A 16775-nucleotide genomic window follows, 5' to 3' on the forward strand; every position below is an offset into this window, starting at 1 on the left:
GATATTATGGATAGTTCAGGAATTGTAACAGTTTTAGAAAGCAAGGCTCAAGTGTATGCTACTGTTAATGGTAGTAAAACAGGACAAACTCTAGCGTTTGATACGCAATGGAAATATAATAATACTTCTACAGATGACCAAAGTCGCAACTGGTTTCATGTTGGTGGTGGCCAATGGGTTTGTGAAACAGAAGTTGGCGTGAAAATTCAGAGTGCTACACACACGAAAGGAGTACTAAGTTCTAGTGGAGCCTTTGTTCGGATATCTCCTAATGGTTCGGGAGCTGGTTTTAATTTAGGAGCCAATGAACCTTACTCTTATGATACTAAAGTGGTTGACGCTTGGGGGTATACTTGGTATCACGTCGGTTACGCTAATTGGGTTGCCGGCTTGGATATTACCTTAAAAACTTCAGGAGTTGTTACTGTGCTAGAGAGTAAAGCACAAGTCTATGCTACTGTTAATGGGAGTTTAACTGGTCAAACCTTAGCCTTTAATACGCAATGGAAATATAATTCTACCGCCGTGGATAAGCAAGGACGTAATTGGTATCATGTTGGCGGTGGCCAATGGGTTTGTGAAACAGAAGTGGGCGATCAAATCCAAAGTGCTACTCATGTAAAAGGAACCTTAAACTCAAATGGAGCTTTAGTTCGTTTTGCTCCGAATGGTTCTAGTTCAGGACATAATTTGACTGTGGGTTTAGCTTATAAATATGATACGAGAGTTGTTGATAACTGGAATTATAGTTGGTACCATGTAGGCTACGCTAATTGGGTTGCCGGTTTAGATGTAACGGTGAGTGGTTCCGGTAGTGAGATTGTCAATATTGCTGAAAGCATGTTAGGCTACTTCACTTATAGTCAGGTTCACGGAGTATCATATATTGGCTCGGTTGCCAATCCTAATCGTTATGGTCAAACCGATTGTTCCGGTTTTGTTTGGTTAGTTCTTAAAAAGGCTGGCTGCAATGTCCCGGACAATATGCAATGGTACACGGGATCTATGGAAAGTGATGCTCGTTATAATCACAATTGGTTAAAGCAGGTCTCAACTAGTGAAGCTCAACCAGGTGATATTATTATTATGAATTCTGGTTCGGGAGCAGGTAACAACGGACATACTGCGATCTTAACTAGCAACTGGAATGGCAATGCCACTTCGATTATTGAAATGGGGGGTAACCCTAATGCCAATGGTGTCAATACTTGGACGGTGGGTAATGCATTTTATAGTTTATTAAATGCTGGAGCATCGCAAGTATTGGCTCGACCTATCTAAATTAGGTAAATCAAGTGACTAGAATTAAATTAGGAGAAAAAGTGATTAAAGAAATAGAATTGCATTTCTATTTGTTTGATCGCTTTTTTTGTTTTAGGAGTTAAAGGAGATGATCTGAATGAGTCTGTGGTCTTGGATTGAAATAATTATCGCCTTATTACCAATTCCAGCAGCCTATTTGGGATGTAAAAAAGCACTAAAATCTATGCATGATAATTCACGTGTCTCTAAAATGGATGCGCGCGTCACCCATACAGAACAAGCTATTCAAGCAATTCTGCATGATTCTTTGTATAAACGATGTACTTTTTTTATTAGTAAAGGTTCAATTTCCTTAACGGAGTTGGATAATATTGAGCACTTGTATAAAGGTTATGCAAGTGTCGGCGGCGATGGAACTGGTAAAACTCTCTACAATAAAGTGCTAGCTTTAAAAATTTTAGATGATGATAAGGAGTGATGATGTTGAAAAAAGTTTATGTGAATTTGTTTTGGGGAGTAGTTATGGAACTACTCTTTTTTACTATGTCAGTTCAAGCTGCTAATACTGATATGGTGGATGTATCTAATCATAATGGCGATATGACTTATGCTAATTTTGTAGATATGCGCGACCATTATGGCGTTAAATCAGTGGTCACCAAAATTAGTGAGGGAACTGACTATCAAGACCCTACGGCAGCTAATAATATTAAAACTGCCCAGCAAGCAGGTCTATATATTAATGGTTATCATTTTGCCCGCTATCAAACGGTTCAACAAGCTAAAAACGAGGCAGACTATGCTTGTCAAACCGCTAAGGCTGATGGCTTACCTGTTGGGGCTGTTTTGGTAGCAGATGTTGAAGCTTCTGAACAACAAGCACTGAGCTATTCGCAAAATCAAGCCAATAATGAAGCGTTTGAGAATGTTGTTCAGCAATATGGTTATCGTCCGAATATCTATACGATGGCTAGTTGGGTAGGGGTCAAATTTCCCGTATCTAAAGGGTGGATCGCTCAATATCCTGCTAATCCTTGGAACTTAACTTCTTATAGTAATCATCATGCTTGGCAATTTGCGTCAGATATGTCGTTTACTGGTAGTTATGGGCAGTTTGATGTATCTAATTTATATGATGATTTTTACACTGCTGGACAAAAGACTGTTAATACTATTAATAATGTTGTTACCACTCAAACCACGGATAAGAATGCTGCAACTATGTTTCACGGTGATAGTTCTGCTTTTGATACGACGCCGTTATTAAATAATACTAGTTGGGCAGCTTCTAAGATAATACCTGATAACAATAATCGTCCGATGTTTTTAGTCGGCGGTGATAGTTATCTACCACAAAGAAATACTAATCTTAAAGGCTTACTGACGATTAATTATTTAAACGGTTATGGTCCCAATGCTGTCGATAGTACTGGTAAGGAAATTGCCAATTCCAATTTAACTTTTAAAGGGGGAACACAATGGAAAACGAATGATAAACTGTATAATATTGCTGGGGTTGGCTATTGTTATAAAGTGGCAGCAAATGAATATGTCGCAGCGAAGTATCAAGTTGGATCTGGATTTAAAGGATAATTAATTGAAAATAAAGGGCTTAATGTTCCATTAATTATTTTCCTCCGAGTACGAATCAATATTAATGGTATGATGGTTTAGTTCAATGTCAAAATTTAACATCTATATCTCAATGACTATTATCGAGATTATAAGTCTTTTGCGTTTATGTTACACAAATGTTAAAGATATTGTTCTGAAATTTATTTATTGTTAAAATGATTACAAGATTAAAAATGGAGGAAATAAAAATGCTGAAACGAAATTTAAAAATAATTATTTCGTTGATGTTTGGTTTAGTTATTGGCTTTGGCTTCACCAGCCAAAACACAAAAGCTGAAACAGTTAATGAATACATTCAGCGCAATAATATTCAACCAAGTAATATTCAACAGGTCAATGGAACTTTTGACCAAATGTTTGGTTATGAAAATGGTGTTGGTAAACCTGAAGGGGTCGTTATCCATGAAACTGCAACTCCAGGGGCTACTGCTTGGGATGAAGTAACCTACTTCAACCGCGAATGGCAAACCGCCCAAACTTATGTACATGCGTTTGCGGATGCTAACCACATTTTACAAATTCATAATACTGACTATGGTGTTTGGGGAGCTGGCTATTGGGCGAACCAACGCTTTATCCAAATTGAATTATGTGAAGAAAACACTTATGATGGTTTTGCTCGTTCAGTGAATAATCAAGCTTACTTTACTGCTTATATGTTGAAGAAATATGGCTTGAAGCCGTCATTGGCTGATCATACTGGTAGTGGTACGATCTGGTCACATAATGCGGTGAATCAGTATCACCCTTCGGCTGGTGGGCATACTGACCCAATTGGTTGGTTTAGTAAATGGGGTTACTCCATGGATCAATTCTATCAATTGGTTCAAAGTCAATATGATAAGTTGAACGATACTGCCAATAATGCGGCTGCTGGCAACAGTAAAGATGGTATTATTCAAGTAAATTCTGATCAAACTTATTCCAATTTGTATACACGCAATTCTGATGGAACTTTTACTAAGAGTGATGCACGGGTAATTCCTGCTAATACAAAGTGGGTTTACAACAAGTCTGCTGTTGATAAGGGGATTACGTACTACAAAGTTGACCCAACCGAATGGGCTATTAGTACTCAAACAACAATTTTACGTTATTCCACACACTAAAAAGAACTATCATAATTATTTAAAGACTATTAGTGGTTTTTTGCTAATAGTCTTTTTTTGTGATCTTTTTTACCAAAAAGAGTAGTCTTTTTAAGTAATTCGCGTTAAATTGTTATTGTTGCAACCGTTAACACGCGGCTGCTCCAATCATAAGGAAGAGGTATTGGGATATGAAAGATTACGATTTAACCAAAGTACCAGTGATGAATAAAGAGGTGTTAAAAGCAGCGATTGCGCACCAACAATTACCCATTCGCCAGGAATTTCAATTAACGGCACAAACCATTGCTTTATTTGATTTACAAGGTCAAGCGGCATATCCAACCGTCATTTTTGACCGCCAATTGGGCTATTTTGGGCTTCGCCAAACGACTCGTCAAATTTGGAATAACTATTTTCACCAACATATCTTCGATTTGTACCATACCCGCCGCTTGATTCAATATCATGGGCACTCACGATTATTGGCGCTGTCCTTAGGTTCATTGGTGTATTTTCCATTAGGGGCGATTGGTCATGGCAACAGCGACTGGGTCGGTTTGCACGGGCAGATTGATTGTGCACAAGACCTTCAACACCAACAAGCAACTTTTTATGATGAGTCCGGACAGCAATTACAATTTACTTATAGCCGCCGGCATGATTTGTGGACGGCAATTCATCAAGCTGGCTTTTACGCGCAATATAATGTGCGGGCATTTGAACTGGCAGCTCAAGAGTTAGGCTTGGAACTTAAACCGATCGTTTGGAGTAGCTTATTGAAGCAGGTGATTAACTGTCACTGCTCCTTACATCGTCAATTACCAACCACATACTTAGAAGTTAAAGACTTTTTACAAAGTTTTCAGACTTGGTCTTTAACCCACTTATTAAAAGATCCCGACTTGGATTTAAATGAACAATTGCAGCAAGAGCAGCTGCGCTTTTGGCAAAGTAATTTACATGCGGCGCACTATTTATGGTAGTAATTGCGCCCGCGGTTGCAGATTAGTTGCGTGCAACCAGTAGTAATTAATTCACAAAAGGTGTATTCAATCCTTTGGTAGTCGTGTTTAACGCGTGTTTTATGAGAAATTCATTCTTGTTATCTTAAAGCTACACAAGCGCTTGTGCAAACTTAAGATGGGAGTTTGAACTAGTGAAACATTCGTTACAGCAAGGTTTTGATTTAGCCTTAACTAATCAACGCTTAATTGGCGGTGCCTTGAAACAAGCTGGGGTTTGGCGCAATAATCTGAATTATGAAGATTATTTTCAGGATGCCTTAGTACTGTATGCCACGACGTGGGTCCAATTTGAGCAATCAGCTGGTCAATTTGCACCGTATATTTTTCAAAAGATTGTCTGGCGCACGCAAGATCAATTGCGCCAAAGTCACCGCCAGCAACATGAGTCGGTGGAAGAACTCTTTTATTTACCAGATCAGACGACCACGGCACTTAGCGACTGGCAGGTAGTGTTACACCAAAAGGCTCGGCAATTAGGACCATTAGAACGGCAAGTATTGCAAGCCTGTATTCTAGAAGTACCACTAACGCAATTGGCGAAACAGGTTCATAAAAGTCCGCGGTATTTACGTAAAATTCGCGCCCAAGTTCGTCAGAAATTAATATCATAAAGTGATTGATTGAAAAAACACAACTAAAGTTTAAAGACATTTGAATAACTTTAATTGTGTTTTTTTTAATATTTTTCTAATAATTATCCTGCTTAGAATAACATAAATATTATTAAGGATTTTAAGATTAAATGAATTATGGTTTACTGCCAATATATACTCAGTTTGTTTGCCTTAATATCAAATAAAGTGATTTTTTAAAGGGGAAAGTTTCATTGACTTGGTGAATTAATGAGCACTAAAATGGAGTATCAATTGTTACGTAGTAGTTGATGCACAAACAGTTTATTGAACTTTTTTACAAAATAATTAATTATTTTTTGATTAAATGCTATAGCTAAATAAATTCTTTGATATCAAAGACACTGATAATTTGTATTATTTTTCAAGTAAATCTTTACTGGAAAAATTGTTTAATTTTGCATCAAGAACCATGAGAGATGCAGTGAGAATAGGTGTAGTGATGTTAAAAAGACAAAAAGTTTTCCAAATTTTCATTGGTTTGGTAACTGTTAGTTTAGTGAGCGTTATTTTATTTAATCAGCAAAGTTGTAATCCCACAGTGGTGGCCGCGCAAATTTCGTCATTGTTGCCTTGGACTAGCAAGCAACTCGGCAAAGCGCCAACTACCAGTTTAACTGCAACAGAGCCTTGGATGCGGATGAGTGAACCTGTATATAACTCGCAGGTTTATCAACCGGCAAACTTTCGCTTAACTGGTACGAGTACTTGGAATCCGCAGTCGAAAAGCTGTGATGTGGCGTTAAAGTGGGATGATTTGACAGCACCAGCGGCACCATATCAGCTTAATGGTGGCTATAAAGTTTATTCTTCATCAGCGAGTAATGCGAGCTGGTTGATGGAACCAATCAATTATGGCAAGCACCTCAAAGTTTTGAATGTGTATCCGGATAAAGGGAATTTTTTGAAAAAATGGCTTGCTGGCTATGATAAAGATCCCTCTGACGGTTCGAGTTTGTTAGATATCACTGAAGTGCCACTGACGACTTTTAATAAAAATCCCGATTATTATTTATATCAAAATCATCAAAATGGTGCCTATCAATATGATTCCCTCTTTTTTGGCTCCAAAGATAGCAATGGGAATCAAGATATTAGTGATGTGGCGGGCCAAGCTGTGACCAAGTTCGGGAATACGGGTCGCGCAGTGATTATTGGTCATGATGTTGTCGCAGGCAATCATTCGCTAGCACAACATGCTAACTTCAACAAATATTTAGCCGATAAATTAGGAATTCAAGTCGTGGCAGTGCCCGATGGGCAAGTGCAACCGCGGGTAGGCTCGACCAAAGTTAAATTTGTGAACGCCGGTTTTTTAACTGAGTATCCTAATGAATTACCTACGGATCAAGATTATACGATTTCCAAATCGCATACTTTTGGGCAGTACTATCTCTATGGCGGGCAAGCCCAACGCTGGATGCAATTTGATCAACCTTATTCAGATGCTGAAAATAGTCATTTCTTTGCCTTAAACGCTGCCAGTAATCCTTATGAATTAAGCAGTGGTCAAACACCAGCGGCGAGCGATTTAGGCGATAACAATCATTACTTAATTACCAAAAATAATTATGCGATGATTCAGACCGGTCACACTTTAGGAGCTTGTACCCCTGATGAAGCGCGGATTATCGTGAATACCATTTATTATGTTTCGTCCTTAACGACGACGAATACCGCTAATATTAAAACCGCCAAAGATACGACAGCGCCCAATGAACCCGACGTGAGCCTGGCTAATACTAATCCTGGTAATCCGAACCGCCTCAATATTACTTTAGATAAGCATGTGGCTACTGGAATGAGTTATAACGCGCAAGACGGCGATAATGGTAATCTTTATAATTTTAAAATTACGGCTAATGTTGCCGGGAGGAATGAAGAACTGGATTCGGATGCTATTCATCAAAAGGTTGAAAGTGGTGTTTGGGGTTATCTCTACCAAATTGATAATCAGCCTACCGCCACTTTGACGCCCAATCATGATAGCTATGGGAATGTTACTTTAACCGACATTGACCGCAGTGATGGGAGTGGTGAACACCTGACACCAGATATTAATAATTTAAAAGTTAGTTTTACCGCCCAACGTTCACTCGGCCATTCGCAATTTTTGCATGTTGCTACCGTCGATCGGGCGGGTAATGTTTCCACAACTAAAACGGTGAATCTGAATAGTTATAATTTGCCGTATCAAGGCACCTTAACGACAACAGGGCAAGTGGATGGACAGGCTGCTTCAACGACACCAACTTTTCGTCCCGGCGCGACTGTCCAGTTGAAGAGTGATTATCAGATGCAAAATCAAGCTTATAGTTATCAAGATTTACAAGCACCCATCCACTTCAGTGATCATTTACCAGTCGGCTTAACGTATGTGCCTAACAGCTTACAGGTAACACTGCGAACAACTAGTGGACAAAGTTATACTTTGACGCCACAGCAATTACAGGCTAATCAGCCACTGGACTTTAGTTTATTGAGTCCAGATGGAATGGCTATTTTTCCACCGGGGAGTTTAATTGAAGTAACTTTTCAGGCTGCAACGTCAGCGCAAGATAATTTAGTCCAAATCATGAATCATGCCGAAGTGACGGGCAAGAGTAGTGATCAACTATCCCAAAAGGCCACTAGTGATCTAACGCTGACGCGGGCTGGTGTGTTAGAAATTACGAGTGTGCCCCAAGAGATTGCCTTTGGGACTGTGAAGAGCGCACCAGTCAACAATGATAATACTAAAACGATTGGTGATCTGAAAGTGCGGCATTTTAGTTCGACTACTGCTGCTAGTCAGCACTTCAATGTGCAAGTGGCGTTTAATCAGCAATTACGTAATTCATTGCTCACGCCGGTAACGGGGTGGAATTTACAGTTGGATACGGACAATGGTTGGCAATCGGTCACTTCTGCGACAAACTTGGGTCAACAAACGCAATTCAGTGGTAATGTGCAGGGAGGTATCGTCGATTTTGTTAAGCAAATTGGAGTCGGTAAATGGCGGTTAACCATTCCCCGAACACATCCGAAAAGTGATGATTATCAAGGAACCATCACTTGGAGCGTGGTCAATGGAATCAATTAAGTGAACGACATTTTAGCAAAGGCTGGAACAAAATAATTAGAGGTTGAGGTAAAAAGGATTGTTCGTCAATTTCAACGGACATTTTCTTTTGATAGTGCCTTAAACCTCGTTATTGTTCCAACCTTTTTCATTTGCAACTTACATAGTTTTTAAAAACTAAGATCTGACAAGAGGCACTAAGAATCTATTTGGTGAAAGAAAGTAAATTCACGCACAAGAATATGTGGATTCTAAATGATAATTAAATTAAATTTGCTTCGATATCAAAAAAGTTATTTCTTTCAATCAATGTTTGCGTAGTAATTGGATTTTTATTGACTTTAATAATTATTTTGCATTAAAATTATTGCGTAAATAATCCATGTGTTTTTAATTAAAATTAGGCTTTATTTATTAAATAAATGCTATTTTGAAAATGATCTTCGGAAATATTTTTAATTATTGTAAAAAATAGTCTTGCTGGAATCGAATGTGAGTTCAGAGTTGGTTGGTTTTAGTTGCTAAATGTCAGTCGCGATGAAAAAAGGTGTAATGATGTTTAAATTACAAAAGCTAATTCAAAAAACAATCATAGTGGTGGCAATCGGATTTTTAGGCATTAATGTTGGGGTAGAACCAGTTAGTGCCCAACCAGTTCAAGTCGCAGGTTCTGCCAAAAAGCAAACAAGCACTGATTTAAAATCAATGATTGACCAAGTGCAAAATTTGGGACAACCAGTTGCTCAGTCCACACCCACGATGCAACAATCGCCTACCAAAGCGATTCGCGTTGCTCACACGCCTACAAAAGCTGCTTCTAATTTAGCAAGAACGGCAGTTCCCGAGCCGGTCTATAACTCTACGACTTATGGACAATCCAAGTTTGGTTTAAAGGGTCATAGTACTTGGGATCCACAATCGAAAAGTTGTGATGTTACTTTGAACTGGGATGATTTAAGTTCTCCTAATTCTAAATATACGTTAAATAGTGGTTATAAGGTTAATTCGGCATTACAAGGTGCCAAAACTTGGACTATTGAGCCCATTAATTACGGGCGCCATTTGAAAGTCTTGAACGTTTATCCTGATGATGGTAAACACAACGGGCGTTTTTTAAAAAGTTGGTTGACGGGCTATGATAAGAATCCTGATCCGGCATCAGCTCATGAAAGTATGTTGAATGTAACGGAAGTTTCGTTGCCTGATTTTAACAGTAATCCTGATTATTATTTGTATACTAATCATAGTTCGGGTGCGTTCCAATATGATGCCATTTATTTTGGCTCGCGAGATAGTAATCTACACCAAGATATTAGTACTACTGCTAGTCAGGAAGTGGCGAAGTTTGGCAATGCTGGTCGGGCGGTCATTATTGGTCATGATGTCGTGGCGGGTAATCACTCAATTGGCCAACACACCAACTTTAACAAATATTTAGCTGATAAATTAGGTATTAAAGTTGTTCAAGTCCCTGATGGCCAAGTCCAACCACGCGTGGGTTCACAACAAGTGAAATTTGTGCATACTGGTTTTTTGACGGAGTACCCCAATGAATTACCAATTGATCGCGATTACACCATTTCTGAGTCGCACACTTTTGGCCAATATTATATGTATAGTGGTCAGGCAGAACGCTGGATGCAATTTGACCAGCCGTATTCGGACGCAGAAAATAGCCATCCGTTTGCGATTAATAGTGCTAATAATTTGTACGAATTAGCGGTGGAGCAGAATCCAGCGCCTAGTGATTTAGGTGATAATAATCATTATTTAATTACCAAAAATAACTATGCTATGATTCAAACGGGTCATACTACGGGAGCTTGTACACCGGATGAAGCGAGGATTATTGTCAACACAATTTATTATGTTTCATCTTTGTCAATGACTAATTCAGCGACGATTAAAACTGCTCAAGACAAGGCCGCACCGAACACGCCTACTATTTATGCTACTAAACCAACTGATCCAGACAAAATTCATATTACATTAGATAAGCAAGTGACAGCTAACAATTCCTATGCTACTCAAGATGGTGATAATGGGTCGGTCTATTGTTTTAAAATTCAAGCCAATGTTTCTCAATTTTCAGATAGTGAAATTGAATCAGATGCGATTGACCAAAAAGTGGAAAGTGGCGTCTGGGGCTATTTATATAAGATTGATGATCAAGATTCGGAAACACTCACGCCACGCCATGATGCTTACGGTAATGTAACTCTGACAAATGTAGATCGTCCGGACGGAAGTGGTGAACATTTGGTACCAAACATCAATGATTTGAATGTGGGTTTTGACGCTTACCGTGCGCAAGGACGCTCGAAAATTTTACACGTTGCCACGGTGGATCGCGCGGGCAATGTTTCGAAAACTGTAGATGTGGCTTTTGGCGATTATTATAATGCACCGTATCAAGGACAATTAACGCAAGCAACTCAAGGAGCAGAACAAACAAGCTATAATACCACAACGACCTTTCAACCGGGTGATCTAATCAATTTTAAAATGGATTATCAAATGGATGATAAGTCATATGCCTGTCAAAACTTGACTTCACCAATTACTTTTAGTGATCATTTGCCAACGGGTTTAACCTATGTTCCGGGCAGTCTCAAAATCAGTTTAACTAATCCTAGTGGAACTAAGTATAATTTGACACCAAGTGTTGCTGACGCAGCACAGCCCTTAGATTTTAGTATGAACAGCCCTTCCGGAACGATCTTTCCGCCGGGCAGTTCGATTGAAATTACTTTTCAAGCAAAAACTTCCGCACAGGATAATTATGTTAATTTAGTCAATCACAGTGAATTAAGTGGCACTAGTAGTGATGGTACTAAGCAATCATCCGAAGCTAATGTAACTTTGACACGGACGGGCGTGCTGACGATTAAGGAAGTACCGTCGGAAATCAAGTTTGATAAAATTCGTATCCCCAAAGATAGTGGGACAAATGCTTCGACCGTGGGGAATTTAAAAATTCAACATTTTAGCCCTGACAGTACTAATGCGGCCACAGGTTCGCAGAATTTTAACGTGCAAGTTTCGTTTAATCAAGCTTTAGTCGGTAAAAACAAAAAAACTACTAAAAATTGGAGCTTAGATTTGAAAACAGATCAAGACTGGCTGCCAGTGGAGACTGGAACGAAGTTGGGCCAAAAGACTGAATTTACCGGTAATACTACGACGGATGGCATTGTTGATTTAACTAACAAAGTTGGTAAAGGCCAATGGAAATTGACAGTTCCTAAGGTTCGCCCTCAAAATAGTGATTACAGTGGTACTATCACTTGGACAGCAGTAAATGGACTGAGTTAAGTTTTAGAAAATATTGACGTAAAAAGACTCAGTATTCAATTAGGAGCTAGATTTCTAAAATTCTGGTTCGAGTCATAATAGCAGTGTTTTTAGTTTTCACCATAGTAATTGTTTGTTGGTTCAAAATAGTTCATCAAATTAATTTAAGAGATACAATAAAGTGGCTAGATCCTTGTAAATCAAGGATTTAGCCATTTTTGATGGTATACTTAATAAGTAAAGTTAAATGCTAAGGCGGTGGCTATTCCAGAAATGGGGTGGTGCTTATGGTGTAAAAACTGTAAACATAAATCCTAAAGAAGGGAGTAGCAAAGTGTTTCATTGGAACATTCATGATTTTTGCCAAATAATCAATACGATTATCGATGTCGCAAGTTTCGTTTGGATGGTCAAGCAAAGCACAAAAAAATAGCTGTCCTTAGCCATGATATGCCCCCAAAAATTAAGACAACAATCTTAATTTTTGGAGGCATTTTTTATGAGCAGATTATCTAAACAAGACAAAATTGATATTTACAATTTATGGAAAAATTATTCATACGGAATTAAGGAACTGTCCGAAAAGTTCTTGATTGAGCGATCTACTATTATATATTTGGTGGCTTTACTTGATCGACACGGTATTGAACTGCTGGATCGCCCATATATGCCCCATTCTGTAGAATTTAAAGAACAAGCAATCAATCGTGTATTACTGAATCACGAAACCATCTACTCGGTTTCTATTGATTTAGGATTAAAAAATCGATCGATATTACAATCTTGGATACGCAAATACAAAACAGACGGGTATAATGTGATTAATCATAAGAGAGGAAGACCAACTCATGAACGATCAAGCTCAACAAATCAAGCTTCTCCAACAAAAAATCCAAGACTTAGAGCAGCAGAACTTGAAAATGCATGTCGAGATCGAATTAAGAAAAAAGTTAAATACTCTGATCGACCAGTCCGATCAGAGGAACTAGTTCAAGCAATTATCAAGGTAAGAAAAGAATTCCGCGTCAGCGTTGAGTATGTCCTTAAAATCATTAATGAATGTTCTGATTTACCCAATTTATCCCGTAGTAACTACTACTATACAATCAATAAAACTGATAAAGATACCAAAAACCAAGCTTTAATGATCCAGATTAAAGAGATTTATGAAACTAACTGTCATCGCTATGGTTATCGTAGAATTACTTGTGAGTTAAGACGCAGAGGTATTATCGTCAATCATAAAAAGGTCTTACGCCTAATGAACAAACTAAAAATTTCAGGAATAGTTAGTAAAAAGCACAGTAAGTACAACAGTTATCGTGGACGCCAAGGTCATATCAAAGACAATTTAATTCAACGCAATTTTAGTGCAAATAAACCTAATCATAAGTGGTATTGTGACGTGACTGAGTTCAATCTTCATGGTCAGAAGACATATCTATCGCCTATCATGGATGGGTGTACGCAAGAAATTATTTCCTACACCATTTCTCGTAGTCCTAATCTCCAACAAACAATGACTATGTTGGAAAAAGCAGAGCATAAATATCCAAACTTGAAAGGTATCATTATGCACTCTGATCAAGGCTGGCAGTATCAACACCAAAGATTTCAATCATGGTTAAAACAACGTGGAATCAAACAATCCATGTCACGTAAAGGAAATTCACTCGACGATGGCTTAATGGAGGGCTTCTTTGGTATACTCAAGCGAGAAATGTATTATGGCTTTGAGAAACAATTTGAAAGCTTAGATGACTTAGAGGTAGCAATCAAGGAATATATTCATTACTATAATCATCAGAGAATCAAGATAAAATTAAAAGGACTAACACCGATTGAGTATCGGAAATTAGTCCTAAGTTAAAATTTAAAAACTGTCTTACTTTTTGGGTTCATATCACCACGCCAGACTAGATAGCTATTTAAAGTAGGTTTAAAATTTTGAATAGTCACCGCTTTGGCAACTTTACGGAAAGGTTAGTGTTACAGCACTGACCTTTTCTTACATACAAATAATAACATAGTTGGAAATAGATTTCATGCCAAAGGATCGCATTGATGAGCTTGAGGCTACTTTTCTATTATTAAATTTCGAATATTAATTATCCCTACTTTTCATATTTTGCTATAATGAAGCTTGTTATCTACATATGCATTAAAGCGCAATTCATTGGTCAAATAATGAGGGGATTATTTAATGAAGAAACAGCGAAGTTGGGGAACAGGATTGCTAATAATTTGCAGTTTGTTGGGACTGCTGTTAGTTGGGTGTCACAAGCAGGCAGTTAATCAACAAATTACGCAATCGAAAACAGCTTGGTATTTATACCAAAAGCCCAATCAAAATGTGCAACGCTTGCGTTTTTATCGCAATCAGACAGTAGGGGTGCAACATGTTAGCTTATTGGGCGATCGCCATGGCTCAAGCGTGTTGAATGCTAAGTTTGCGAATCCTACCTATCAGCTCAATCAAGATGGTCAAGAAATCACGATTAATACGACTCATCCGAAAATGATTTTAGCTGTTAAAAAAGCCTACCATGAACAAAAAGCTGGTTACACACTAACCGGCTTTGATGTGACTTATCAGGGTGAAAAGTGGAAGTTGGGTCAGATTACAAAAGTTAATCACGCTAAAAATAAGAAGTATCGTCAGTATCAAAAGCAACAGCGTCAAGCACAGTTAACGACGAAGCAATCAGATCAATTAGGGCCAACTTTATTAAAGCATTTGGTGACACCGTCTTTGAAAAATGCAAGTAGCCAATTAAATAATCAATCAATTGCGGGCGAGTATAATTATCGCGCCCTGTTAGGCATGAGTCGGGTTTACGGGCATTTAAGTATTGATACCAAAGGGCATTTTACGAATACTTTATATGTTCACGCCAAGCAAAGCGTGAAAAATCCTAACCAAGATAATCCAGTGATGTTAGAACAACAGACAATTTCTGGAATTTTAACAAGTTTATATGGTAAATTATATTTTAAGCCGGCTAATGTTTTAAGTGTCAAATACTTTACAGCGGGGCAAAATCCTGAAAATCCGGCGATTAAGTCGTTTAATTTGACGACTAATTCCAAGAGATATGGTCAAAATATTAAATTGGCCAAGTACCGCATTGAAAAAACGGATCAAGGGCTAATGCTTTATAATCAAGACTTAGCAGCATGGACTGATCAAAATCAGTCCACGACTGACGGTGTTCAGCTCTATGAAAATGCCAAAGCAGGCCCCACTTTAAAGCAGCAGTACGATAGGTTGTATCAGCATTATCAAGATTTAAAGAAAGCGCCAGTTACCTCGAATGCAGATTTAAGGCAATATGTTGCAGTTAGCGCTAGTCAACATGATAATACGTTAGCGGGAATTGGTATTAATTTGGCGGGCAAATTTAGCATTACACAAGATGCTAAAAGCTTTACCGGAATTGATCGTCAAGGTCATCAACAACCAACTCGCCAATACGTGGCGTTATTAGAACCGGCTATTTTGCAAGATCAAAAAAGTAAACATACCGTGAATACCCCCGCTGGTCAATTCTTGGTTTTTGGTGTTTATCAACAGCGTTTATATCTATTACAGCAACCCGATAGTGATTCCACGACCACTACGTGGACGGGGTTTAAGAATCTAAAATTAAAATTACCAATTGCGAATATTACGTGGAATTAATGAGGTGACCACATGAAATTATATCGAGAGTTTTTACAAAATCAGCAACTGCGCCGGAGTGTGGTGCTGTTATTATGCATTTTTGTTATTTGGTTAATGCGAGGGATCATGAGTATCGTCTTGTTAACGTTTATTTTTACTTTTTTGTCCATTAATTTTGTCCGGTGGGTGCAAAAACGCCTGCATTGGTCGCCATTTTGGATTGTCACTCCGTTGTACTTAATTATTATCGGGGTGATTTATCTGTTTGCGACGCACTATATTCCTAATATTATTAATTCCACGGTGCAATTATCCAAAAAATTATTTAGTTTTTATAATAGTAATCAAGTGCAAAATAATTCAGTTTTGGCTTACATCGTCGATAGTCTGAAAAGTTTAAAATTAGATGACCAGCTCAAAAAAGGTGTTGCTCAAGTAGTGAAATATTTGACTAGTGTCGGGGCTTTAGGTGTTACAATCGTTTTATCCTTTTTATTGAGTTATTTTTATAGTTTTGATGCGGATAAAATGAATGATTTTGGGCGTTCTTTTCAAAAGGGACACTTGGCATGGTTCTTTCAAGATATTAATTATTTTGCCCAAAAATTTGTGAACACCTTTGGCGTAGTTTTAGAAGCCCAGTTGGTGATTGCAGTTGTCAATACAATTTTAACGAGTATTGTCATGATTATTTTGAAGTTTCCAGGTATTCCGAGTTTAGCAGTCATGATTTTTGTGTTGTCCATGATTCCGGTAGCGGGTGTAATTATTTCCTTGGTCCCATTGTCAATCGTGGCTTATTCTGTGGGCGGTTGGCAACCAATGATTTATATCTGGATTGCTGTTTTATTAATTCATACGCTAGAAACCTATGTCTTAAATCCCAAGTTAATGTCTAGTCGCACCAACTTGCCGATTTTTGTGACCTTCGTAGTGTTACTCATTGCCCAAAAAATGTGGGGTACTTGGGGGTTAATTGTGGGTATTCCAATTTTTACTTTCTTTTTGGATTTACTAAAAGTTAAAACAATTAAAGTCTGATGAAAGTTAGTGTTCTGTATATTACTTTTATGTTAAACTGATATTAGTTGGTAATAGAGTGAGGTATTT

Annotated in this window: 11 protein-coding genes; all 11 read left to right on the forward strand. The window is 38.1% G+C overall.

Annotated features, from left to right (window positions below; all coding sequences use genetic code 11):
* Positions 1 to 6: 6 nt before the first annotated feature.
* The 11 genes from AC3B5B_RS05105 (at position 7) to AC3B5B_RS05155 (ending at position 16706) form a co-directional block, all read left to right on the forward strand.
* Positions 7 to 1281, forward strand: a complete 1275-nt coding sequence (locus tag AC3B5B_RS05105; RefSeq protein ID WP_489769500.1) for an NlpC/P60 family protein — start codon at positions 7 to 9, stop codon at positions 1279 to 1281.
* Between the two features lie 118 nt (positions 1282 to 1399).
* Positions 1400 to 1741: a hypothetical protein gene (locus AC3B5B_RS05110; RefSeq protein WP_489769501.1), complete on the forward strand. Its 342-nt coding sequence runs from the start codon at positions 1400 to 1402 to the stop codon at positions 1739 to 1741.
* 2 nt (positions 1742 to 1743) lie between these two features.
* Positions 1744 to 2856: a GH25 family lysozyme gene (locus AC3B5B_RS05115; RefSeq protein WP_489769502.1), complete on the forward strand. Its 1113-nt coding sequence runs from the start codon at positions 1744 to 1746 to the stop codon at positions 2854 to 2856.
* 230 nt (positions 2857 to 3086) lie between these two features.
* The gene (locus tag AC3B5B_RS05120; protein WP_489769503.1) at positions 3087 to 4007 is read left to right on the forward strand and encodes a peptidoglycan recognition protein family protein; all 921 of its coding nucleotides are present in this window, start codon (positions 3087 to 3089) and stop codon (positions 4005 to 4007) included.
* Positions 4008 to 4177: 170 nt separating this feature from the next.
* Positions 4178 to 4972 carry a hypothetical protein gene (locus AC3B5B_RS05125; protein WP_489769504.1) on the forward strand — a complete coding sequence of 265 codons (795 nt, stop codon included), beginning with the start codon at positions 4178 to 4180 and terminating at the stop codon, positions 4970 to 4972.
* Positions 4973 to 5145: 173 nt separating this feature from the next.
* Positions 5146 to 5625: a sigma-70 RNA polymerase sigma factor region 4 domain-containing protein gene (locus tag AC3B5B_RS05130; protein WP_489769505.1), complete on the forward strand. Its 480-nt coding sequence runs from the start codon at positions 5146 to 5148 to the stop codon at positions 5623 to 5625.
* A 463-nt stretch (positions 5626 to 6088) separates the two neighbouring features.
* A complete protein-coding gene (locus tag AC3B5B_RS05135) occupies positions 6089 to 8728 on the forward strand; it encodes a hypothetical protein (RefSeq protein WP_489769506.1) in 2640 nt (879 codons plus the stop codon).
* A gap of 534 nt (positions 8729 to 9262) precedes the next feature.
* Positions 9263 to 12022 (forward strand): hypothetical protein, encoded by a 2760-nt coding sequence (locus AC3B5B_RS05140; protein ID WP_489769507.1) that lies wholly within the window; start codon positions 9263 to 9265, stop codon positions 12020 to 12022.
* Between the two features lie 478 nt (positions 12023 to 12500).
* A complete protein-coding gene (locus AC3B5B_RS05145) occupies positions 12501 to 13871 on the forward strand; it encodes an IS3 family transposase (protein WP_489769279.1) in 1371 nt (456 codons plus the stop codon).
* 333 nt (positions 13872 to 14204) lie between these two features.
* A complete protein-coding gene (locus AC3B5B_RS05150; RefSeq protein WP_489758107.1) occupies positions 14205 to 15683 on the forward strand; it encodes a hypothetical protein in 1479 nt (492 codons plus the stop codon).
* Between the two features lie 12 nt (positions 15684 to 15695).
* Positions 15696 to 16706, forward strand: coding sequence for an AI-2E family transporter (locus tag AC3B5B_RS05155; RefSeq protein ID WP_489758108.1), 1011 nt, complete (start codon positions 15696 to 15698; stop codon positions 16704 to 16706).
* The last annotated feature ends 69 nt before the right edge of the window (positions 16707 to 16775 follow it).

Source organism: Bombilactobacillus sp. ESL1187, assembly GCF_058107155.1.

Bases quoted from the DNA above. Each gene is read 5' to 3' on its own strand.
- AC3B5B_RS05105 (WP_489769500.1), top strand. From the start codon at position 7: ATGGATAGTTCAGGAATTGTAACAGTTTTAGAAAGCAAGGCTCAAGTG.
- AC3B5B_RS05155 (WP_489758108.1), top strand. From the start codon at position 15,696: ATGAAATTATATCGAGAGTTTTTACAAAATCAGCAACTGCGCCGGAGT.
- AC3B5B_RS05125 (WP_489769504.1), top strand. From the start codon at position 4,178: ATGAAAGATTACGATTTAACCAAAGTACCAGTGATGAATAAAGAGGTG.
- AC3B5B_RS05140 (WP_489769507.1), top strand. From the start codon at position 9,263: ATGTTTAAATTACAAAAGCTAATTCAAAAAACAATCATAGTGGTGGCA.
- AC3B5B_RS05135 (WP_489769506.1), top strand. From the start codon at position 6,089: ATGTTAAAAAGACAAAAAGTTTTCCAAATTTTCATTGGTTTGGTAACT.
- AC3B5B_RS05110 (WP_489769501.1), top strand. From the start codon at position 1,400: ATGAGTCTGTGGTCTTGGATTGAAATAATTATCGCCTTATTACCAATT.
- AC3B5B_RS05150 (WP_489758107.1), top strand. From the start codon at position 14,205: ATGAAGAAACAGCGAAGTTGGGGAACAGGATTGCTAATAATTTGCAGT.
- AC3B5B_RS05115 (WP_489769502.1), top strand. From the start codon at position 1,744: ATGTTGAAAAAAGTTTATGTGAATTTGTTTTGGGGAGTAGTTATGGAA.
- AC3B5B_RS05145 (WP_489769279.1), top strand. From the start codon at position 12,501: ATGAGCAGATTATCTAAACAAGACAAAATTGATATTTACAATTTATGG.
- AC3B5B_RS05120 (WP_489769503.1), top strand. From the start codon at position 3,087: ATGCTGAAACGAAATTTAAAAATAATTATTTCGTTGATGTTTGGTTTA.